Below are 21,768 nucleotides of genomic sequence, written 5' to 3' on the forward strand. Positions count from 1 at the left end.
CGCTGTCGGCTTGTCAACGAATTGGCATGTATTACTGACTTGAGAATCAGATATCCAGGACCAGCCTGCGCGAACGAGACCGCCCGACACAGATCATCATCACGGTGTTCGATGCACGCTCCTCGGCGCTGAGGATATCGTCGGCGTGCTCGGGTTCACCCGATATGACTTTGGTTTCACAAGTGCCGCAATACCCTTCGCGGCACGACCATGGTTGCCCCGGCACCACTTCGAGCACCTTGTCCAAGATCGACGAGTCGCCACCGACTGTGATCGTGACCCCTGTGTTGGCCAGCTCGACCTCGAACGTGTCGTGTCCGACCAGGCTCGCGGGACGCTCCACAACCACGGGCACGGCGCTGCCGAAGCGCTCGAAATGCAGTCCGCCGACCCGAGGATCGACCGCGCACGCCACTTGCACCGCGCGCAACAACGACTCGGGTCCACAGCAGTACACCTGGGTACCCGGCGGGCACCGGTCCAGCTCGCCACCGATATCGATCCGGCCTGCGGTGTCCTCCGGGATCAGTATCGCCGCTGCGGCGTACCCGCCGATTTCATCGCGGAACGCCATGGAGTCCAGCGCTCTGCCCCCATAGATAGTCCGAAATTCTTTGCCAGCCTTCGCGACCGATCGAACCATCGGCAGGATCGGCGTGATCCCGATGCCGCCTGCGATGAACAGATAACTGTCGGCATCGACCAGCGGGAAGTGGTTGCGCGGACCCCGGACCGACACCATCGTCCCCGGCGTTACGCGGTCGTGGAATTCGCGTGAGCCGCCCCTGCCATTCGGCTGATCGAGGACTGCCACCACATAGCTGCATCGATCCTCGGGATTCCCACACAGCGAGTATTGGCGCACCAGGCCCGAGGGCAGTGTGAACTCGAGGTGCGCGCCGGGCGACCAGGAGTCCAGCGCACCGCCGTCAGGTCGTTCGAAACGGAACGAGCGGACCCCGTCCGCTTCCTGTCGCACGCTTCGCGCCACCAGCGCGATCTTGGGCATGGCGGAGACTGTACGACCGACGTAATGCCGGCGTCAAGGTTTTACTGACTCACTAATCAGTACGAACTGACCTATCACTCAGTAGCAGAGCGCTCACGGGAAGCGATTTCGTCCGCGATACCGCGGAGCAGCTTGGCAGCGTCCGTGCGAAACTCCCGCGTAGCCCGACTCACCGGCAGCGAGATATTGATGGCTCGCAACGATCCGTCGGCCAGCGCCGGAAGCGCGATCGCCAGCGAAGTGAGACCGACCTCGAACTCCTCATCCGAGATCGAGATTCCGGTGTCGCGCACGACATCGAGGCGCTTCTTGAGGTCTGGCCAGTCAACTGCGCTGTGCGCGGTGGCCCGCGGATATGGTCCGACGCCAAGACGAGCCTTGATCTCATCGTCGGTCAATTGTGAAAGCAAGGCCTTGCCCAGCGCGGTGTTGTATGCCGTCAGGTGCAGCCCCACTGTCACCTGCGGTGTCAATATGCGGCCACCGGCCACGCCATCGAGATACACCACGGATGGGCCAAGAAGCGTAGCCAGGTTGGAGGTCTCACCGGTGATCTCGGACAGCTCCTGCAGCTTCCGACGAATCACAGCCGACGGATCACTTCGGGCGATCAACGGTCCGGCCAGTCGCAGCACTGCGGGACCGATCCGGTACTTGCGCCCTCCCGCCACGGGTTCGAGGAACTCATGGACGACCAGGGTCTTGACGAGTCGATGGATCGTCGGCATCGGCAAACCGGCGCGGGCCGCGATATCGCTCTGACTGAGTTCGGCGTCGCCAGCCGAGAAGAGCTCGAGTATCTCGAGGCCCCGGCTCAGGGTTCGCACGGCGCTGTTAGTCGCCTCCGACGCATCCGCTCCTACCATGCGGCAAATCTATCCGGCCTGCAGTTCGAACTCGAGAACCTCGTCGATCCAGCGCTTACGCTCGGTCGGTGTCGGACCCGCACCGCGCACCACTTTCTGTACGGCCAGACCGTCCAAAAGTGCGGTGATGCGCGCGGCCGAAACCTCGGGATTCCGACAGGAGAACTCGCTCGCCTCATTTCCCTCGACGATCAGATCCCGCACCGCCGTCCGCCAGATGTTGTCGATATCCCTCATGGCCTGCACCAACCCCGGGTCCCGCAGCGCCGCCGCCCAGCCGTCGATCCACAGACGCCAGCCGGGTGCCCCGCCTGCTGGGCTGTACAGCTTAATCACCGCGTTCAATCGCGCCGCTGCCGAGGATCTCCGTGCCACGATCTTCGCCAGGTCGTCCATATCGTGTTGCATCGCGCGGGGAAACGCCGCGGCCAGCAGCGCCTCCTTTGTCTCGAAGTGGTAGAAGATCAGCCCGGTGCTCACGCCCATCGCCGATGCCACATCGGCCACCCGCGTCGCAGCGATACCCCGTGCGGAGATCTGTTCGACCATCGCATCGATGATCTCCTCCCGTCGCAGGAGAACCCCTTTTCGCGCCATGGCGCTAACAATAACGCTACTGACCCGTGGGTCAGCAATGCGGTTACGACGAGGGGAGACGATCTGCCAGTAGCTGCGCGAGGTGGATTCCCCTACGGTCGGACAGATCTTCCAGCTGGGTGCGACACGAGTATCCGTCGGCCAGGATCGCCGTCGTCGGCTCCGCCTTCCTAACCGCAGGCAGCAGTTGCTGTTCTGCGACCGCGACGGACACGTCGTAGTGGCCCCTCTCGACACCGAAGTTACCTGCCAGCCCGCAACATCCGCCCAGCCGGGACACCTCGGCACCCGCCGTGCGCAGCAGCATCGCGTCCGGGCTCCATCCCATCACGGCATGGTGATGGCAATGGGGTTGCGCGATCACCGCCTCCCCCGCCAGTGACGGCGGCTGCCAGCCCCGCTCGGTGAGGAGCTCGGACAGCGTGCGGGTGGCCTCAGCGACTCGGGCGGCATCGGCACCGCCGACGAGTTCTACGGCGTCAGAACGCAGTACCGCGGTGCACGAGGGTTCCATGCCCACGATCGGCACGCCCCGGCCGGCGAACGTGGCCAGGGACCCGACCGTCTTCCCGAGGATCCGCCGTGCGGCGCCGAGCTGACCGGTGGAGATCCAGGTGAGCCCGCAACACTGCTGTTTGGTGGTCAACCTCGGCCGGTACCCCGCAGCCCGCAGGACGCGCACGGTCGCGATCCCGACCTCGGGTGAGAAGTAGTTGGTGAACGAATCGACGAACAGCAGCACCTCGTCACCGTCGTTGTCGACGTCATTGGCGTCGAACCAGGACCGGAACGTCCGGGGAGCCAGCGGCGGGATGTTCCGCCTGCGGTCCACCCCGGCCGCGGCCAGCGCCGTGGGACCAACCAGCGGGACCTGCAGCGCCGCATTGGCCAGCCTCGGTGCGGCGCTGGCAAGTTTGGCCCACCGCGGCAGCCAGCCCAGTGTGTAGTGCGACGCCGGCCGGACCCGCCGCCGGTAGCTCTGGTGCAGCACCTCTGCCTTGTAGGCCGCCATGTCCACCCCGGTGGGGCAGTCCGATGCGCAGCCCTTGCAGGACAGGCAAAGATCGAGCGCCTCATGCACCTCCGGCGAACGCCAGCCGCCCGTGACGTCAGTGCCGTTGATCATCTCCTGCAACACCCGCGCGCGACCCCGGGTCGAGTCCTTCTCCTCCCGAGTGGCCAGATATGACGGGCACATCACCTCACCGGTCGCACCGTTGTCGGCCCGGCACTTCCCGACACCGGTACACCGATGCACCGCTTGGCTGAAGTCACCGCCGTCATGCGGGTAGGCCAGCGCCAGGTTCGCGCGCAGTGGCAACGCCGCGGGGATCCGTAGATCGGCGTCCAGCGGTACCGGGGCGACCACGACGCCGGGGTTCAGGATGTTGTCCGGATCGAACGTGTGCTTGACCGCGGCCAACAGGGCGAGCGCGTCGGCGGAGTACATCAGCGGCAGCAGTTCGCTGCGCGCCCGGCCGTCGCCGTGCTCGCCCGACAGTGATCCGCCGTAGCCGGTGACCAGTTTCGCCGCGGCGAACAGGAAGTCGCGGAACACGGCGCTGCCGCCGGGTCTTTCGAACGGGAAGTCAATCCTGACGTGCATGCACCCGTCGCCGAAGTGGCCGAAGGGCATTCCGGTGACACCGAAGTCCGCCATCAGCGCGTCGAAGTCCCGCAGATAGGCACCGAGCCGTTCCGGCGGAACGGCCGCATCCTCCCAGCCGGAGTGGGCCGGTTTGCCCGCCGGGCTGCGTCCAGCCAGTCCGGCACCGTCGGCCCGAATCCGCCACAGCGCTGCGGCCCGGGCCGGGTCCTCAACCACCAGCGAATCCATTGCACCGCAACTATTCCCAACCTGAGACGCGCCGGCGAGCGCCTCGCCGGGTGTCTCACCCACGATCTCGACGAACAGCCACGCTCCACCGGAGGGCAATGGCGGAACCGCCGCGTCGCCCTTTCGCTCACGGACCACATCGACTATTCGCGAGTCGATACCCTCGCAGGCGGTGGGTCGGTGCTGAAGAACGGTCGGCGCCGCGTCACCGGCGGTGGCGATATCCGGGTAGCCGAGCACCACCAGAACCCGATGGGCGGGATCGGTGACCAGCTGCACCGTGGCCTCGGTGCAGACCCCGAGCGTGCCTTCGCTACCCACGAGCAGACGTGCAACGTCAAACCCGCGCTCCGGCAGCAGGTATTCCAGTGAGTAGCCTGAGACCTGGCGTCCGAACTGGCCAAACTCGGTGCGGATGGTGGCCAACCCGGCCCGCGTCACCGCGGTCAGATTGCCCAGCATGCTCGAGGCAGGCGGGCCGACGGATACGCCGTGCCCGCCCGATTCCAGGCGTAGCTCCTCCCCCCGGGCGGTGAGTATCCGCAGTCCGGCGATGTTGTCGGAGGTGCGGCCGTATCCCAGAGAGCGCGAGCCGCAGGCGTTGTTGCCGATCATTCCTCCGATCGTGCAGCGGGTGTGGGTCGACGGGTCGGGCCCAAATCGCAACCCAAACGACGCCGCAGCAGCCTGCAGTACCGACTGGACCACCCCCGGCTGGACGACCGCGGTGCGTGATTCCGGATCGATCGAGCACACCCGGTTCATGTACCGGCTGAAGTCCAGCACCACGCCGGCGCCGACGGCATTACCCGCCACCGACGTCCCGGCCCCCCTCGCGGTGACGGATACACCTTCGCGCCGACATACCTCGAGCGCCGCGGCCACCTCGTGATGATCGGCCGGACATACCACCGCGCTCGGCGTGACCCGGTACAGCGAAGCGTCGGATGAATACGCCGCCCGACTGGTGGCGTCCACGCGGACATCCGTAATACCTGCGCTGCGCAGCGCATCTCGCAGGGATTCGCTCCGGACCATTCGTAGCATGCTACGTCATTCGTGGCATGCTACGAAGGCTGGGCTGTTGCTACAGTGCGCTGGTGGCCGATGCGCAGCTCGAGCTGACACCGCTTCCCCCATCAGGAGGCAGGCGCGCCGAGCAGGTCATGGAAGCCATCCGGTCTGCCATCGACGCTGGTGTGATGCAGGCGGGTGTGAAGTACTCGGCGTACCAGCTCTCCGATGCGCTCGGCGTGTCACGGACGCCGGTCCGCGACGCGCTGCTGAGGCTCGAGGAAGTCGGGTTGATCCGATTCGAGGCCCGCCAGGGGTTCCGCATCCTGGTCCCCGATCCCAGAGAGATCGCGGACATCTTCGCGATCCGGCTCGCGCTCGAGACGCCCGCGGTCGCTCGCGCGGCCACGACGTGCGACGCGGCGCTGGCGGCCCGCCTGCACCGCAGGATGGAACTTCTGCACGCGGCCGCAACGGCCGGCGACGAACACACCTTCGCTCAGAACGATCTGTTGCTGCACGACCACATCCTCGAAGCGGCGGGCAACATGCGGGCGCGTGAGATCGTGCGGTCGTTGCGCGAGTCGACCCGCCTACTCGGCGCGACTACCGCCGACCGCACCCGAAGCCTGTTCGATATCGATGGCGAGCATAGGCCTGTCGTCTCCGCGATTGTCGATAACCATCCGGCGCAGGCGGCAGCCGCGATGCGCAGTCACCTGACCTCCACCGGACAACTACTTGTCGCACAGGCGATTCGTGACCAGGGTTCCGATCTCGACAGTGCAATGGTGTGGGCCGCGGCGGTCAACCACCGGCACACCGAGTGATTCTTGGCCTGAGCATCACGAATTCGGGCGCTCGGGGTCTTCTCCCCGCGGCACGGATCGGGCATCGTTGACGCGAGAGATATGCGGCCCCCACTCAGTGGACCGCACGGTTTGAGCAAATGACTCGGTCACCGCAGAAATCAACGGGTCGTCCCCGCCGTTGCGGTACACCACTGACACCGTCCTCTGCGCCCATTTCGACTGCACAGGAAGAATATTCACACGTTCATGCGATACGATCCCCAGCGCGGGCACGATGGCGACACCGAGGCCGGCGGCGACGAATTCCGTTACCAGATCGTAGTATTCGGTGCGAAGCGTGATATTCGGAACGAAGCCCATGTCTGCACAGATCCGGTAGGTGGTCGATTCACCCGCCGTGCCAGATCCGCTGGTGATCCAGTCCAAGCCCGCAGACATCGCGCTGATCGCCGCGGTTTCACGCACCGCCATGTCGGGTGGACTCAGAAATACCAGATCCTCGGCGATCAGAGTGTCGCGGCGCAGACTACCCGGCCACGTGCGGGCGAGCGCCGCGTACTCGTAGGTGAAAGCGACGTCGAGTTCCCCCGACTCGACCATCTCGACCGTGTATGTGGGTTCGGCGATGCGCAGAGTCACCTCGACGGATGGATGACTACGTTTGAGGCCCGACAGCGCAGCCGGCAGGATTCGCGTCCCCGCTGTCGGAAAGCACCCGACCTTCAAACGTCCGGATCGGCCGGCGGCGATCGAGCGCACGTCGGCATCGAGTTCCCGGAGATCCGACAGCACCCTGCGCGCGCGATCGGCCAGCATCCGCGCTGGCGCGGTGACCTGAACACCGCGGGCACCGCGGTTGAACAATGTCAGGCCCGCGGCTCGTTCCAGCGCCTCCATCTGCTGCGAGACCGCAGATGCGGTGTACCCGAGTTCACGCGCCGCGGAGGCGAACGAACCCGTTTCCACCACGACTTCGAGAGTCTGCAGGTGTACCGGACTGAGCATCGGAATGCGCCTCTCGTTTCAGCCCCGCCCATTGAACACCCCACCACACCACGTAGGAGCGCACACCCGTGACTGATCTACTCTCCCAGATCGACGACTGGGGTCCGGAAAAGGTCGTCGTCGTCTCCGATGCCCGCACGGGAATGAAGGGTGTACTGGTCATCGACAACACCGCCCGCGGGATGGGCAAGGGCGGCACCCGCATGAACCCGGGTGTATCGGTCACGGAGATCGCCAGGCTCGCCCGGGTGATGACGTGGAAGTGGGCGGGCGTTGACATGTTCTACGGCGGTGCCAAGGCCGGTATCGTCGGCGACCCGAACGCGACCGACAAAGAGGCGATTCTGCGGGCCTTCGCACGCAAACTGTCGAACGAGGTGCCGCGAGAGTACGTGCTCGGCCTCGACATGGGCCTCAATGAGTACGACGCCGCGATCCTCGCCGATGAGCTCGGGGATCGCGGAGCCGCGGTGGGCAGCCCGCACGAACTGGGCGGCATTCCCTACGACCAACTCGGCGTGACCGGTTACGGGGTCGCCGAGTCCGCCCATGTCGCCGCGCAACGCCTCGGGATCGATCTGAACAACGCCACGGTGTCGATTCAGGGCTTCGGCGCGGTGGGAAAGGCGGCAGCGCAGCGATTCGCCCACTATGGCTCGACGATCGTCGCCATCTCGACCTCAGCCGGGGCACTGCATGATTCGAACGGCCTGGACATCGGCGAGTTGCTGCGATTGGCCGCCGAATGGGGCGATGATGCCGTCCACCATTACCGCAGGCTGCAGGTACAGCCCGTCGGTGCCGAGTTGACTGTGCCGTGCGATGTGCTGGTTCCCGCCGCCCGCCAGGACGTGATCGACGCGGGGGTCGCCGGCGATGTCATGACGAAACTCGTCGTAGAGGGTGCCAACCTGCCGGCAAAGCAAGATGCGCTGAAGATCCTGGCCGAACGCAAGATCCTCGTGGTGCCCGACTTCGTCGCCAACGCGGGCGGAATCGTTGCGGCGGGCGTGGCGATGGAAGCGCGCTACTCACCGTTTCGACCGGACTCCGACACCATTTTTCCATTGGTGGCCAGCCGGATTCGTGCGAACACCACCGACGTACTCGATGAGTCCGATGCGACAGCCACACCACCCCACGACGCCGCCCGCAGAATCGCACAGGATCGGGTACGCGCCGCGATGGTGGCGCGCGGCCGGATCAGATTGGAGCACAAGTCATGACGTTCGAATCCAAGGCACAGCTGCGGACCCGGTTCGCGGCATCGTTGTCCACGATGTACGGCCGCGAGGTGCCCGCCTATGCGACGTTGGTCGACGTCGCGACCAAGATCAACGCCGAACTCGGCGGCAACGATCGCGTGACCGCGGAGCGACACGGAGCCATCCGGGTCGGTACCCCTCGCGAGCTGCACCAAGTCGGGCAGATCTTTCGCGGGTTCGGCATGCACCCCGTTGGCTTCTATGACCTGCGCGATGCCGCGAATGTAGCAGTCCCCGTGGTGTCCACCGCATTTCGACCCCTCGATGCCGACGAGCTGGAACGGAATCCGTTCCGGGTGTTCACCTCAATGCTTGCCGTCGACGACGCTCGGTTCTTCTCCGCCGATCTACGCGAACGACTCAAGACCTACCTAGACGGCCGCACGCTCTTCAGCGAGGAGCTGCTGATGCTGGCCGCGCGCGCCACCGAATACGAGGGCCTGGCGGGCGCGGACGCGGACCGCTTCGTCGAACTGGCCACCACCGCGTTCGAGCTCTCGCCCGAACCGACAGACCGCGCCTGGTATTCGGAGTTGGCCGAGATCTCCGCTGTCGCCGCCGATATAGGTGGCGTCACACGGACACACATCAACCATCTCACCCCACGCGTCCTGGACATCGACGAGCTGTACCGGCGACTGCAGGCCCGTGGACTGGAAATGATCGACAGGATCCAGGGTCCGCCCCGCTGGAAGGGGCCCGATGTGCTGCTACGGCAGACCTCATTCCGCGCCCTCGACGAGCAGCGGCTGTTCGTCGAAGCCGACGGCACCATCTCCCCAGGGGCCACCCGCGTCCGATTCGGCGAGGTGGAACAGCGCGGTATCGCGCTGACACCGCTGGGCAGGCAACGCTATGACGCGTTGATGGCAGCGACCGACAAGGTCGCCGCAACCGGCGTCTCATGGCACGAAGCCGCCCGCACGGTATGGGATGGCTCCGACTTTCCCACCGACGAGGCCGGCCTGCGACGTGCAGGGCTCGCGTACTTCACCTACCGTGTGAACGCGGCGGGTATCGTGGAGGCGGCTCCGATCGTCTACGAGGATTTCCTGCCGCGCAGCGCGGCAGGAATCTTCCAGTCCAACCTGACCGGTACCGGCACCGTGGACGGCGAACTCGCCGCCGCGCGTTACGATATCGATTGGCTTGCAGACACTCTCGGGTGCGCCGTGCATGTCCCCGAACAGCTCTACGCCGCTCAGAGCATGCGATCTCGCCACGCGTGTTGCGCCGAACTCGGGATTGACCCCGTCGAATTCCGTGGCGTGCAAGTACTCGACAACAACTCGATTCTGGAGACCACTGATGTCCGTTGACGCAATCCCCACCCCCGGTCGGCTCGCCGAGCAGGCCGCCGCAGTCTTGGCCCGGCTGGGAGTCGATCTGATCTCCCCATCCGTCGGCGATGTCATCTCCCGGAGCCCGATCAACGGAGAAACGCTCGCCCATCTCCCGTCGACCAGCTCCGAGGACGTCGACGCGGTCGTGACAGCGGCTGCGGACGCGTTCATGCAGTGGCGATCGGTCCCCGCGCCGCGGCGCGGAGACCTGGTTCGCCGGCTGGGTGAGTTACTCACCGCGCACAAGGCGGACCTGGCGGAGCTGGTCACCCTCGAAGTCGGGAAGATCGAGTCGGAGGCACTGGGCGAGGTCCAGGAGATGATCGACGTCTGCGACTTCGCGGTCGGCCTGTCACGCCAGTTATACGGGCGGACAATGCCGTCGGAGCGGCCGATGCACCGACTCAGCGAGACCTGGCATCCCCTGGGGGTGGTCGGTGTCATCACGGCCTTCAACTTTCCGGTCGCCGTGTGGGCGTGGAACACCGCACTGGCGTTGGTCTCCGGCGACACGGTGGTTTGGAAGCCGTCCGAGATCACCCCGCTGACCGCGGAGGCCTGCACGGCCCTGCTTGATCGTGCGATACGGGAAGCTGGCGCGCCCAACGGTATTCACACGCTGATACAGGGAGATCGCGAGGTTGGGGAGCGCCTCGTCGACGATCCGCGCGTAGCGCTGGTCAGTGCGACGGGTTCGGTGCGGATGGGGCGCGCGATCGGCCCTCGGGTGGCGACACGTTTCGGTCGCAGCCTGCTCGAGCTGGGTGGCAACAACGCGGCGATCGTCACCGACTCCGCCGACCTCGATCTCGCGGTGCGAGGAATCGTGTTCGCGGCGGCCGGCACCGCAGGTCAACGCTGTACGAGTCTTCGTCGACTGATCGTGCAACGCTCGGTTGCCGACGAGCTCACCGCGCGCATCGCCGATGTCTACCGGCAGCTGCCGGTTGGCAGTCCACTGGAGGACAGGACCCTGGTGGGGCCGCTCATTCACCAGTCGGCGTTCGAGGCCTACCAGCTGGCTCTGGAGACAGCCCAGTCCGATGGAGGCAAGATCGTGATTGGCGGTAGCCGCGTGCTGGCCGACCAGGCGCCCCACGCGTATTACGTCGAGCCGACGATCGTCACGATGCCGCAGCAAAGCGCCGTCGTGCACGATGAGACCTTCGCCCCGATTCTCTACGTCCTCACTTATGAATCACTCGACGAGGCCATTGAGTTTAATAATGCTGTACCCCAGGGCCTTTCGTCAGCAATCTTCACCACTAACCAGCGTGAGGCCGAGTTGTTCATGTCCACCGCCGGCTCCGACTGCGGAATCGCCAACGTCAACATCGGCACCTCGGGCGCGGAGATCGGCGGCGCATTCGGCGGCGAGAAGGAGACCGGCGGTGGCCGTGAGTCGGGATCGGATTCGTGGAAAGCGTACATGCGGCGGGCCACGAACACGGTCAACTACTCATCGGAGCTGCCGCTGGCTCAGGGGGTGAACTTCGGTTGAGCCTCAGCACCGAGGGGAGCACCCCGATGACCGTCGGATGGGATGCCGATCCTGTTGTCACGGCATGGCCAGGGCTGCCGAGGATCGACCGCACCCTGATCGCCGATGCCTGCGTGGTCGGCCTCGGCGGGTCGGGGTTGGCGGCAGTCGCCGAACTCGTGGACCGCGGGCTCTCGGTCGTCGGGCTGGACGCCGGCCGGGTGGGAGCGGGCGCGGCTGGTCGCAACGGCGGGTTCCTGCTCGCCGGACCCTCTGCATTTCTGCACCGTGCCGTCGATATCTGGGGAAGTTCGTCGATCGATCTGTATCGCGCCACGCTCGCCGAGATCGACCGACTCGAAGCGCTTCTGGGACCTCACGTGATCCGCCGCAGCGGATCCATCCGGCTGGCCGGATTGCCTGGCGAGCCCGTGAACGACGCCCAGATCACCGACCGGGAGGCTGATCTGGCTGACTGCGCCCGCCTCACCGCGGTGCTCCGTGCGAACTGCATCGCGGTCGAGGATTACGACGGAAACCTGGGCCGCGGCATCTTTCTGCCCGATGACGCCGCGATGAATCCGGCACGCCGCTCGCTTGGCTTGGCGGCGGCTCTGGCACCCCGTGCTGCGCTCTACGAGCATTCGCCCGCGGTGCGCATCGACAGTGGCACCGTCCACACCGAATCGGGCCAAGTCTGCGCGCCGGTAATCCTGGTGGCTATCGATGGCAAGCTCGAACTCGCGTTGCCCGAACTCGGCGGCCGAGTCCGGACCGCGCGCCTGCAGATGCTGAGTACGCAGCCGGTGTCGCCAGGCAGACTCCCATGCCCCGTGTATTGCCGCTGGGGATACGACTACGCGCAGCAGGACGTTGACGGCCGGATGTTCGTCGGCGGCGGCCGGGACAGGTTCATCGACTCCGAATGGACCACCGACACCGCGCCCACCCACGATGTCCAGCGCTACATCGAGGACGTGGCGCACCGGATGGCAGGTGAGCCAGTCACCGTGAGTAACCGCTGGGCAGCCTCGGTCGGCTATACCGACGACGGTCGGCCTCTGTGCTCCGAAGTCGCGAAGGGTGTCGTCGCCTTCGGTGGGTACAACGGCACCGGCAACCTGGTGGGCCCGCTGGCCGCTCGCGCCGCCGTGGCGTTGGCCCTCGACGGTCTGGCGATACCCGACTACTTCTGTGATTGACACTGAACCTTGGAGCCCAATAGAGCGGGCACGACGCTGACGGCGCTCCTCGGCTGAAACCTGTTGGCGTGACGCCCATTGATGCGAGTACTGCGCGAGCCCCGACCAGACCGGGCCGAGGCGCGGTACTCCAGTGAACGCGTCTGCCCCGAGTTTGGGGATCGCCGCGTGACAGCCCTGACGCAATCGGTTGCACCGCGCATTTGACAGGTGGAATCGAGGCGAATGTCCACAAGCCACCAGTCGCTACGTGAGACAGGATCTGATCGCTCCCGAATCGCTACAGAGGAGACCCTTAGGAGGTGTGGGTCCGACTTGGGGGCGCCTGCGCCGCCAATTCCCCGATCATCGCTCAATGCGCCTGTGCAACGAGAGTGGCTATCGGGGCGTGTGCCAGCCCGGGTCGCCTCTCATCGTTCCCACGAAAGCCGTTTCACTACAACGGAGTCCACCACGGGCCCGACGCGATCACCGGCAGGCGCGCCAACGCAGCACTAGCCGACGCCCCGGGTTTACTCAACCGCCGTTGTCGATCCATCAACGCCCATATGAACCGACCTACCGAAGCCAGGCCGGGCAGTGGGAGGGTGATCTCATCGTCGACAGGAACCAGGGCCCGGTCATCGGCACCTTGTCGAGCGCCAGACCCGCCACGCGTCTCACTCACGCGACACCTACCGATCTCACCACTGAGTCACGACGGCGTGCGCGATCGGCCGTCCCGCCAATCGCGCGGGCGGTGAATGACATCCGCGCCCACAGGATTTCAGCCGCCGGCACCCACGAGTGACGACTGTAATGTTTGCGCTTTTCAGATGGCTTTGACAGAATATTTACGGGGACGGGCGTTAAGTACAGGAGAAATTGTGGTTATCGAGCGCGTGGGTGTCGTAGGTTTGGGCAAGGTCGGCGAGTTGGTCGCGACGTTGCTGAAGGACGCTGGGTTCACAGTCACCGGATATGACCATGCGGAGCGCAGCGACCTCGCCTTCCCCGTCGAGCGCCTCGACGCGACCAGCCCCGAATCACTGAGAACGAAACTGGGGGCCGTCGATGCCGTCGTCTCCTGCTTGCCCTTTCACCTGACCGCGGGAGTCGCCGAGGTCGCCGCCGAGCTTGGGACGCACTACTTCGACCTGACCGAGGATGTCCGGACGACCGAGCGCATCCAGGAACTAGCAGCCGGTTCGGACGGGGTGGTGTTCGCGCCGCAGTGCGGGCTGGCGCCCGGCCTGGTGGGGATCATCGGAGCGTCGCTGATGCAGGGTCTAGACACAATGCGGTCGGTCCAGTTGCGAGTCGGTGCTCTGCCGAAGCATCCGACGGGTCAGCTCGGTTACGCGTTCAACTGGTCTGGCGACGGCGTCGTCAACGAGTACTTGAATGACTGCGAAGTGCTGCGGGACGGATCGCCCAGGCGCGTCGCGGCTCTCACGGAGGACGAGCGTGTCCTCATCGGCGGCGTGGAACTGACCGCATCGCTGACCTCGGGCGGCCTCGGTACCATGTGCGACACCTACTCGGGACGGATCCAGCGTCTCGACTACAAGACGCTTCGCTATCCCGGTCACTTCGAGGCGATCCGATTCTGCTTCGACGAGTTGGGACTTCGTCAACGCCGAGTTCTGGTCAGCGAATTGCTCCAAGACGCCAAACCGCCTGTTACCGAGGACATTGTCTACCTGTATGCCTCTGTCGAAGGTCAGCCCTCCGATTCCGAGTGCCCCACCACCGTTCGACGTGAGTACGTGCGCGCCTACGAACCGCTGAACATCAACGGGCGCGTCTGGCGCGCGATCTCCTGGACTACGGCAGCCGCTGTGGCCGCCGTAGTCGAGCTGGTCGCCCAGGGTGACCTGATCGATGGCGGCTTCTTGAGGCAGGAGGCAATCTCGTTCGATGCCCTGCTCAAGACTCACAACGGTGAGCGCTTCGGCATGCTCGGTGCGGTGTAACGCCCACAGAGTGGGCGCCTTGGCCATTCTGGGTTGAATCGGCCGCGTGGTCGTTGCGGCAGCCGCACCTGACCGGCGAGACGCTGCAATCGCAATAATCCACTGCAGGACAGGTACTTCCGTGCATCACACGCCGCATCAAGGCGCGCGAACACGAAGTCTCGAGGCTAGCGTGTGAGGAACACGACGCCGCGGTATCCGTCCTCTCCCCAGCTGCACATGGAGCCGAGATCTACGAGGCTAACGGGAAGATCATGTGAATCGACCCATGTCTCGCCGGCCGATCTGTCGATCCAGGGGTCTTGCACAATCACGACGGAATGACCATCGGAGGCGTGGGCGGTTATCCAGTGCGGCTCGTTCTGACAGTGCATCGGGGTTTGAGTGATGAGCAGCAGTGCGACCTCACCGCCAGCGATCCGCGCAGCGATCTCGGAAACCTCGATTCGATCCTCGCGGAACGGGATCTGCAACTCCGATGCGTGCTGCATCGAGTCGCTTTGCAGCTCCACTCGGAACTCACGTTCAAATCCCACGAAATCCTCGACGAGCACTGGGTTGTCGGAGTTGAGCGTGACTTCGACACCCCGCTCTGCTCCGACGTGACGTTTTAAGGCAACGGCGAGTCCGATCGGTTCACAGGCGGGGAAGTTGCTTGCACGGCGCCAGAAGTCGATTTCCAGACGCCGGTCGGTGCGGTCGCCGGCGAACCCGGGCCGGCCCGCCAGCTCGGCCGCGATCAGCGCAGCGACCGCGCCGCAGGTGAAATCCGTTGTTTGGGCGTAGTACCTGGCTTCGGCGTGCGGTACCGACTCGAGCCACAGCGCGTATCCGCGAACAGACTCGGTGCCTTCCGTGGACCGAGGCGGCCGCATGGGTACGAATCCCCGCGCAACAGCGAACGGCGGCAACTCGGCGCCTTCGCGGATCTCCCATTTGATGACCACGGCGCCCCGTCTCCGGGCCAGCTCCACCACCGCGTCGAGCAGCGACACCCCTGCCACGCCGTCGTCGCCGCACCACAGATCGACGATCTTGCACGCTGCTGTGGCGGGACGACCGCTCACCAGAGCCGCCGCCACCGTGACATCGTTGTGCGACAACGTTATAACGCAGGATTGATAGGGGTCGCGCCGAAGCTGCCAGCGCGAGACAAGCTCCGGCCCCAGGAGTTTGGCCAATCCGGCGCCGAGCAGTTCGCCGATGGCGTCGGCGCCAACGGCGATCGATTGTTGCAGCTGCGTCATGTCATTCCTGTTCTGAGCCTACGATCGTTACCGCGTTTTCCCGTAGGGCAGCCGATACGAGCGTGCGTGTGTATTCATGGCGGGGTGAGTCGAGCACTTCGTCGCAGCTGCCGTGCTCCACCACGCGCCCGCTGCGCAACACGACGACGTCATCGGCGAGTATCCGGATGACGGCCAGGTCGTGGGAGATGAACAACAGCGTGAGGCCTAGCTCGCTGCGCAGGTTCAGGAGCAGATCAAGAATCTGCGACTGTACCGAGACATCAAGTGCTGAAACTGATTCATCGCAGATCAGTAGCCGCGGTCGGGGGGCCAACGCGCGGGCGATGGCAATGCGCTGCCGCTGCCCTCCAGACAGCTCGACCGGCCGTCGGCGGGCGAAGTCCGCGGGCAGCCCCACGGTATCCAGCAACGCCGATACTTCCTCGGCGGGACGCCCTGCGACGTGGAGGGCCTCGCGCAAGATCGCGCCCACCGACATCATCGGGTTCAGCGAGGAGTAGGGGTCTTGGAACACGATCTGCATTTGCTGAGGCGTGCGCGAGCCTCGACCGGGCGACAAGACAGCGCCGTCGAACTCCACCGTGCCGTGGTCGTGCCGATCCAGACCCGCGATGCAGCGCGCCAGCGTTGACTTCCCCGAGCCAGATTCGCCGACCACACCGATGATCCGGCCGACACCGATGTGGACGTCGACCTCATGCAGCACAGGTCGTTCGCCGAACTTCTTGCCGAGTCCGGACACCCGCACCAGATCCGGGCCCCGTTCGCCAGCATGACTGTGGGCGCCATCGACCCTCAGACTCGGATCGGCGTCGATGAGCGCGCGGGTGTACTCATGCTGCGGCGCGCCGAGAACTGCTTTCGTCGCGCCGCGTTCGACGACCGCGCCCATCTTCATCACGAGCACCTCGTCCGTGCGTCCCCGAATCAGACCGAGATCGTGGGAGATCAGGATCATCGAGAGCTGACGAGACAGTTGCAACGAACGCAGCAGGTCGAGTATCTCGGCCTGATTGGACGCATCGAGTGCGGTGGTCGGCTCGTCGGCGATCAGGAGCCGCGGATTCGCGGCCAGCGCGGCCGCGATGGCGACGCGCTGCCGCATTCCGCCTGACAGCTGGTGCGGGTAGGCACGCGCAACATGCGGCGGCAGCTTCACTTCGGCGAGGCGTTCGGCAACATCCGACTCGCGTTGGCGCGTACCGGGCGAGTGGCCCCGAGCAGCCCGCAACGTCCACGCGATCTGATCTCCGCACCGGTGGACCGGCGACAGGCTGGTGAACGGATCCTGCAGCAATAGCGAGACGGTGGCACCCCGCGCCGATCGCCACACCTTGGCTCCGCCGTTCAGCGGCAGAACATCGGCGCCCACCCGTAACGATCCCTCGGCGTGGAATCCTCGGGGAAGCAGCCCGACAAGACTTTTCGCCGTGAGCGTCTTGCCCGATCCCGACTCGCCGATGATGGCCAGGGTGCTGCCCGGCGTGATCGCCGCGTCCAGCGGCTCGACCACCTGGCCGCCCCGGCCGATCACGGTCAGGCCGTCGATACTGATCCCGTTCACAGAGTCTCCCCGTGCTGTGCAAGGCGCTGTCCCAGCCAGTCGCCCACCAGATTGACGGCGCAGGCAACGACGACGATCAGAATCGCCGGCACGAACACCGCCGCCGGATTGTCGAACATGATCTCCCGATTGGCGGCAAGCTGCGCTCCCCAATCGGCGGTGCCCGGCGGTACCCCCACGCCCAAGAATGACAACGATGAGAAGGCCACCAGGGCGAAGGCGACGTTCAGCATCACATTGGTGACGATCAATGTCGACACGTTCGGCAGGATGTGCACGAACATCACCCGCCAACGCGACAGTGAGAGCATTTGTGCCGCTTCGACGTAGGAACGGGCGGATTGTTCGAGCACGCCGGCTCGCACGATCCGGGTGTCAGAGGGCGAGAACAGGATGATGAGGAGCACGACGGTCACCCAGTAACCGCCGCCGAGCACGCCGCCCACAACGATCGCGGCCAACAGCAGCGGCAGCGCCAGCAGCAGATCGGTCCATCTGCTGATCACAAAGTCGATCGGGCCACGCTCATAGCCAGCAAGTGTGCCGAGCAGGACTCCGACCAGCATCGAGCCCATAGCGACGCACAACGGACCCAGCAGGGCTGACCCGGCGCCGGCGACCGACATGGCAAGGACGTCGCGTCCCAATTCGTCGGTGCCCAATAGGTGTCCAGCCGAGCCCGGCGGGACCAGCCCCGTCAAGATGTCTTGGTGCATTGCGTCAGGAAGCAGGAGTCGACCGAACGCTGCGGCGAAGCCTGCCACGATGAGCACTGCGATACAGGCAAGCGTGGACAGCGGAATGCGTTGGCGCCAACCAAGGAACGGCCGACGCAAGGCAGGCGCGGTCATGCGGGGATCCCGCTCTGGCGTACCCGTGGGTCAAGCAACAGGTAGGCGAGGTCGGCCAGCAGCGAGATGGCCGTGATGACACAAGCGACCAGCAGCGTCAGCGACTGTACGACCGCAATGTCCTTGAACAACACTGAATCTCGCAGGAGAGTGCCCAGACCAGGCAGCGCAAAAGTGGTCTCCGCCAGGACGGTGCCGCCGACGAGGAAGGTGAGCAGCAATCCCGCACCCGTGGTGATCGGGATCGCCGCATTGCGCACCGCGAGTCTCAACACCGTTGCCTCGGAGAGTCCGCGTGCCCTCGCCGAGCTGACATAGTCGGTCTCGAGTTCACGCAGCATCGCGGTGCGGGTGAGTTTGACCACGATGGCTCCCAACCCGAGCGCCAGGGTGATCGCCGGCAACGTCAAATGTCGGACGGTGTCGAGTCCACCGTCGCCGACACCGTAGACCGGAAGGATCGGCACCAGGTATGCGAAGACGGTCAGCAAAAGCAACCCGAGCGCGAAGGTAGGGGCGCTGAGTCCAACCACGGCGAGGGCGCTGGCGCAGCGATCGATCCAGCCGCCCGCCCGCACCGCACTGAGCACACCAAGCGGGACGGAAACGAGGATCGCCAGTGTGAATGCGAATCCGCACAGCAGGGCGGTCATGCCGACCCGCTGGGAAATCGCTTCGGTCACCGGCACCTGCAAGCGCACCGACTGGCCGAAATCTCCGCGAACGAATCCACCGAGCCAGCGGAGATACTGCTCGACCGGGGACTCGTCGAGGTGATACATGGCACGGATTGCTGCCACCGCTTCCGGTGTCGCGGGGCGGTTGCCGAGCAGATTCTTCACGACGTCGCCGGGGGCCAGGTACAGCAGTGCGAAGATCATGATCGACAGCACGATGAGCACAGCGAGAGTGCCCAGGGCGCGGACCGCCAGCAGACGCGCGGCTGGCCACCCGACGCGTGCCGCGCGTCGCCGCACGGACAGCACATCGGTCATGACTGGGCCCGGTAGAGCTGGGTGGGCCACGAGGCGACGAAGGTGAACGGCGTGTTGCTCCGGATACCCAGGTTGTTCGCGAAGGCGGTCGCCGACTGTCCCCACCACAACGGCACGTTCACGATGTCGTTGGCCTGCAGCGTCTCCGCCTTGAGCAGCAGATCGATGCGCTTGCCAGGGTCCGGCTGCGCGCCGGCCTGGGCGAGCAGTTCGTTGATCGCGGGGTTGACGTATCCCGCGGGGTTACCGGCGCCGAGCAGGTAGGTCGGCACTTCGGCTGGGTCTCCGGAGGTGGAGAAGTACCACATCAGCCCGATGCCATGGTCCGACGATGCGTCCAGGCTGGCGAGCCATTCCTCGATGGGCACTTCGCGCACGTTCAGCACGATGCCGATCTCCTTGAGATTCTGTGCGAGGGCTTGGGCTGCCTTCCCTAGCTGAGGACCCGTACTGGGGGTGAGGATTTCGACCTCGAACCCATCCGGATGCGTCGAGGCCGCAAGTGCTTCCTTGGCAGCATTCATGTCGAAATCGTGCTGCGGCACCGTGGCGAGCTTGTCGCGGGCTTCGGACGCCGACAGCGTGCTGGTCAGGGATTCCGGCGTCATGATGGCCGTCGCCGCCTCGCCGTGTCCGCGCAGCAGCTTCTCGACATAGGCCTTTCGATCCACCGCATGGGCGAAGGCCTCGCGGACCTTCGGGTCGTCTAACGGCGCGATGTTCGGGTTCAGGTACAAGCCCACATACGACAGGTCACTGACGTAGTCGACGTGCATGTTCGGCAGCTTTTCCCACTGTGTGGTCTGGGCGAGCGGGACGTTGAATGCCATGTCGAGGTTGCCGGACTGAGCGGCGACCAACCGGGTCGAATCGTCGGCGATGAAGTTGATGGTGATGTCTTTGACCTTGGGCTCCTCACCCCGCCAGTTGTCGACGCGCTCGAAGTTCACGTGCGAATCCGGGACGAACTCGGTGACCTTGTAGGGGCTCGTCCCCATCAGCAGCGCACCGGAGGTGCCCACCTTGCCCTGGTTGCGCTCCCAGAACGCCTTGGAGGTGATGAAGGCTGCACCCGCGGCACTCATCGTCTTCGCGAACGCGGCGTCTGGCTTGGCCAGCCGGACGGTGACCTCGTGATCGCCTGTCTTCTCTATGGACGAGACTCCGGCCATCTGGCTCGAAATGCCCGGTGACACAGTCTCACTCCGGGCTTGGTCGAGGCTGAACACGACGTCTTCGGGGGTAACGGGGGTGCCGTCCTGGAACTTGGCATCGTCGCGCAACTCGTACACGTAGGTGACATCGTTAGGTTGTGTCCAGGACTCCGCCAGTCCCGGTTGTACCCGCCCCGTCTGATCGAGGGAGACCAGACCTTCCTGAGCGATGGAGGCCACGTAGTAGTTCAGGATCCCTGATTCCTGCCCGACGTACAGGCTAGAAAGCGACCCCGGAAGAGCGACCGTGATGTGCTCGATCTGTTCGCCGGTGTCGGTGGTTCCTGCCGACTGGCGAACGCCGCCGCCGGCACACCCGGCCAACACGAGTGCGCCGGTGGCCAGGACTGCAGTTGCTCGAGCTGCACGGCCCGAAGGAATTAACGGCATGTTTGCACTTTCTTCGTCGGGAAAGGGGCGAGATCGGACAGAGATGGGGAATCGGGCGCGGTGACTATCGCTTCGACGGCGCGCGGCAACGAGTTCGTCGATGTCGACAGTCGCCGGGCGATACGAGACCAGACCCCGCAGGGCGATGGTGATGGTCGGGCTCGCCGCGGCGTCGGCGAGGGTCACTGCGGTGACGCGGCGGGTGATCGGCGGTTCGAGTGCAAGCGTTCGGAGCCTGTCCGACAGAGTTGCCCCCTGCAGCGCACTTTCGGCCAGAAACACCGTGCCGTGTCCGCAGTTGGCAAGGGCGAGAGCAGATTCGGTGCGGGTGACGACGGTGTCACCGGTGTTGATGGTTCGCCCAACGGCGGCCGCGACGGCGTCGCTGTACGTCCCAGGCCCCACGATCCAGGGCTGATCGGCCAGCCCCCGCGGGTTGACACGCGCCCCATCGGCGTCAACATCGGCCGTCGTCAGGGCGACAACCTCCTCCGCGAACAGAAACGTCGATCGCGTGCCAGCGCGCCGTCGGCCGGTCCGGCGCCGTCCGCCGACGACGGTGCCGAACGCGATCGCGAGGTCCGCGCGGCCACCCTGCAGCATGGCTACCGCCTCATCTGAGTCGGCGGCCTCTGCAACGCTGATGTCGAGGCTCGGGAAGTGCGCGGCGAGCCAACCCGACACTGGCGCCAGAACCAGGCCGATCGCCTCCGGAGGCCCCGTCAGACGGACCGCGCCTGCGCGCCTGCCGAGCAGGCGGGCCAGTTCTGTCGCGGCCGCGGTCATACTCGCGTCGATGCGCGGCGCGTGTTGGGCAAGTAGTGCCCCCGCCGGGGTCAGGCGGGCGGCACGCGCCGCCCGCGCCACCAGCGGAGCCCCGAGCCTCGATTCCAGACGCTGTACGTGCTGCGTGATCGTGGGCTGGGTGTACCCGAGGGCGCGGGCGGCGGCGCTGATAGATCCCGTCTCGTTGATGGCGACCAAGATTCGGAGGGAGTGAAGGTCGAGTGCACGCGTAAGCGCCTCGATCTCGCCCTGTGCTTCATCCACGGCTAGCACTATTGCATGGACATAGTGGTTAGCAATCGTTTTTCGGATTTCCATTGCAATAGGCGATAC

16 protein-coding genes are annotated in these 21,768 nt (G+C 65.4%); 6 read left to right on the forward strand and 10 right to left on the reverse strand.

Features of this window, described 5'->3' with window-relative positions; all coding sequences use genetic code 11:
- Window positions 1–46: 46 nt before the first annotated feature.
- The 4 genes from ABIA65_RS00340 to ABIA65_RS00355 form a co-directional block, all read right to left on the reverse strand.
- On the reverse strand, window positions 47–1,009 hold the full coding sequence (locus tag ABIA65_RS00340; protein ID WP_354522248.1) for a PDR/VanB family oxidoreductase: 963 nt from the start codon (window positions 1,007–1,009) through the stop codon (window positions 47–49).
- A 74-nt stretch (window positions 1,010–1,083) separates the two neighbouring features.
- Window positions 1,084–1,875 carry an IclR family transcriptional regulator gene (locus ABIA65_RS00345; RefSeq protein ID WP_354522249.1) on the reverse strand — a complete coding sequence of 264 codons (792 nt, stop codon included), beginning with the start codon at window positions 1,873–1,875 and terminating at the stop codon, window positions 1,084–1,086.
- A 9-nt stretch (window positions 1,876–1,884) separates the two neighbouring features.
- Complete coding sequence (locus tag ABIA65_RS00350; RefSeq protein WP_354522250.1) at window positions 1,885–2,472, reverse strand: TetR/AcrR family transcriptional regulator; 588 nt, start codon at window positions 2,470–2,472, stop codon at window positions 1,885–1,887.
- 43 nt (window positions 2,473–2,515) lie between these two features.
- Window positions 2,516–5,356, reverse strand: coding sequence for an FAD-binding and (Fe-S)-binding domain-containing protein (locus tag ABIA65_RS00355; protein WP_354522251.1), 2,841 nt, complete (start codon window positions 5,354–5,356; stop codon window positions 2,516–2,518).
- A 53-nt stretch (window positions 5,357–5,409) separates the two neighbouring features.
- Here ABIA65_RS00355 and ABIA65_RS00360 point away from each other — a divergent pair, with 53 nt between their 5' ends.
- Window positions 5,410–6,153 carry a GntR family transcriptional regulator gene (locus tag ABIA65_RS00360; RefSeq protein ID WP_354522252.1) on the forward strand — a complete coding sequence of 248 codons (744 nt, stop codon included), beginning with the start codon at window positions 5,410–5,412 and terminating at the stop codon, window positions 6,151–6,153.
- Between the two features lie 15 nt (window positions 6,154–6,168).
- Here the strand turns inward: ABIA65_RS00360 and ABIA65_RS00365 are convergent, their stop codons facing one another.
- Complete coding sequence (locus ABIA65_RS00365) at window positions 6,169–7,140, reverse strand: LysR family transcriptional regulator (protein WP_354522253.1); 972 nt, start codon at window positions 7,138–7,140, stop codon at window positions 6,169–6,171.
- A 68-nt stretch (window positions 7,141–7,208) separates the two neighbouring features.
- On the opposite strand from ABIA65_RS00365, the gene ABIA65_RS00370 reads away from it, so the two are divergent.
- The 5 genes from ABIA65_RS00370 to ABIA65_RS00390 all read left to right on the forward strand — a co-directional run bounded on the left by ABIA65_RS00370 (window position 7,209) and on the right by ABIA65_RS00390 (window position 14,385).
- Window positions 7,209–8,366 carry a Glu/Leu/Phe/Val family dehydrogenase gene (locus ABIA65_RS00370; RefSeq protein ID WP_354522254.1) on the forward strand — a complete coding sequence of 386 codons (1,158 nt, stop codon included), beginning with the start codon at window positions 7,209–7,211 and terminating at the stop codon, window positions 8,364–8,366.
- Window positions 8,363–9,724, forward strand: a complete 1,362-nt coding sequence (gene hglS, locus ABIA65_RS00375; protein WP_354522255.1) for a 2-oxoadipate dioxygenase/decarboxylase — start codon at window positions 8,363–8,365, stop codon at window positions 9,722–9,724. The genes ABIA65_RS00370 and hglS overlap by 4 nt, the downstream gene beginning before the upstream one ends.
- Complete coding sequence (amaB, locus tag ABIA65_RS00380) at window positions 9,714–11,249, forward strand: L-piperidine-6-carboxylate dehydrogenase (RefSeq protein WP_354522256.1); 1,536 nt, start codon at window positions 9,714–9,716, stop codon at window positions 11,247–11,249. Before hglS ends, amaB begins: the two co-directional genes overlap by 11 nt.
- Window positions 11,250–11,275: 26 nt before the next feature.
- Complete coding sequence (locus ABIA65_RS00385; protein ID WP_354522257.1) at window positions 11,276–12,430, forward strand: NAD(P)/FAD-dependent oxidoreductase; 1,155 nt, start codon at window positions 11,276–11,278, stop codon at window positions 12,428–12,430.
- An 815-nt stretch (window positions 12,431–13,245) separates the two neighbouring features.
- Window positions 13,246–14,385 (forward strand): saccharopine dehydrogenase family protein, encoded by a 1,140-nt coding sequence (locus tag ABIA65_RS00390; protein ID WP_354522258.1) that lies wholly within the window; start codon window positions 13,246–13,248, stop codon window positions 14,383–14,385.
- 167 nt (window positions 14,386–14,552) lie between these two features.
- Here ABIA65_RS00390 and ABIA65_RS00395 read toward each other — a convergent pair whose 3' ends face one another.
- Genes ABIA65_RS00395 through ABIA65_RS00415 form a run of 5 tightly spaced genes read right to left on the reverse strand, consistent with a single transcriptional unit; the run spans window position 14,553 to window position 21,699 of the window.
- Window positions 14,553–15,632, reverse strand: a complete 1,080-nt coding sequence (locus ABIA65_RS00395; RefSeq protein WP_354522259.1) for a peptidase C39 family protein — start codon at window positions 15,630–15,632, stop codon at window positions 14,553–14,555.
- Window position 15,633: 1 nt separating this feature from the next.
- Window positions 15,634–17,199: an ATP-binding cassette domain-containing protein gene (locus ABIA65_RS00400; RefSeq protein ID WP_354522260.1), complete on the reverse strand. Its 1,566-nt coding sequence runs from the start codon at window positions 17,197–17,199 to the stop codon at window positions 15,634–15,636.
- Window positions 17,196–18,050: an ABC transporter permease gene (locus tag ABIA65_RS00405; protein ID WP_354522261.1), complete on the reverse strand. Its 855-nt coding sequence runs from the start codon at window positions 18,048–18,050 to the stop codon at window positions 17,196–17,198. The genes ABIA65_RS00400 and ABIA65_RS00405 overlap by 4 nt, the downstream gene beginning before the upstream one ends.
- Complete coding sequence (locus ABIA65_RS00410; RefSeq protein ID WP_354522262.1) at window positions 18,047–19,045, reverse strand: ABC transporter permease; 999 nt, start codon at window positions 19,043–19,045, stop codon at window positions 18,047–18,049. Before ABIA65_RS00410 ends, ABIA65_RS00405 begins: the two co-directional genes overlap by 4 nt.
- A complete protein-coding gene (locus ABIA65_RS00415; RefSeq protein WP_354522263.1) occupies window positions 19,042–21,699 on the reverse strand; it encodes an ABC transporter substrate-binding protein in 2,658 nt (885 codons plus the stop codon). Before ABIA65_RS00415 ends, ABIA65_RS00410 begins: the two co-directional genes overlap by 4 nt.
- Window positions 21,700–21,768: the final 69 nt, after the last annotated feature.

Source organism: Mycolicibacterium sp. 624 (genome assembly GCF_040548615.1).
Lineage (GTDB): Bacteria > Actinomycetota > Actinomycetes > Mycobacteriales > Mycobacteriaceae > Mycobacterium.

Excerpts from the sequence above, each read along its gene's own strand:
- ABIA65_RS00410 (WP_354522262.1), bottom strand. The coding sequence starts at position 19,045 with ATGACCGATGTGCTGTCCGTGCGGCGACGCGCGGCACGCGTCGGGTGG.
- ABIA65_RS00350 (WP_354522250.1), bottom strand. The coding sequence starts at position 2,472 with ATGGCGCGAAAAGGGGTTCTCCTGCGACGGGAGGAGATCATCGATGCG.
- ABIA65_RS00395 (WP_354522259.1), bottom strand. The coding sequence starts at position 15,632 with ATGACGCAGCTGCAACAATCGATCGCCGTTGGCGCCGACGCCATCGGC.
- amaB (WP_354522256.1), top strand. The coding sequence starts at position 9,714 with ATGTCCGTTGACGCAATCCCCACCCCCGGTCGGCTCGCCGAGCAGGCC.
- ABIA65_RS00385 (WP_354522257.1), top strand. The coding sequence starts at position 11,276 with ATGACCGTCGGATGGGATGCCGATCCTGTTGTCACGGCATGGCCAGGG.
- ABIA65_RS00405 (WP_354522261.1), bottom strand. The coding sequence starts at position 18,050 with ATGACCGCGCCTGCCTTGCGTCGGCCGTTCCTTGGTTGGCGCCAACGC.
- ABIA65_RS00340 (WP_354522248.1), bottom strand. The coding sequence starts at position 1,009 with ATGCCCAAGATCGCGCTGGTGGCGCGAAGCGTGCGACAGGAAGCGGAC.
- ABIA65_RS00365 (WP_354522253.1), bottom strand. The coding sequence starts at position 7,140 with ATGCTCAGTCCGGTACACCTGCAGACTCTCGAAGTCGTGGTGGAAACG.
- ABIA65_RS00345 (WP_354522249.1), bottom strand. The coding sequence starts at position 1,875 with ATGGTAGGAGCGGATGCGTCGGAGGCGACTAACAGCGCCGTGCGAACC.
- ABIA65_RS00390 (WP_354522258.1), top strand. The coding sequence starts at position 13,246 with ATGGCTTTGACAGAATATTTACGGGGACGGGCGTTAAGTACAGGAGAA.
- ABIA65_RS00355 (WP_354522251.1), bottom strand. The coding sequence starts at position 5,356 with ATGCTACGAATGGTCCGGAGCGAATCCCTGCGAGATGCGCTGCGCAGC.
- hglS (WP_354522255.1), top strand. The coding sequence starts at position 8,363 with ATGACGTTCGAATCCAAGGCACAGCTGCGGACCCGGTTCGCGGCATCG.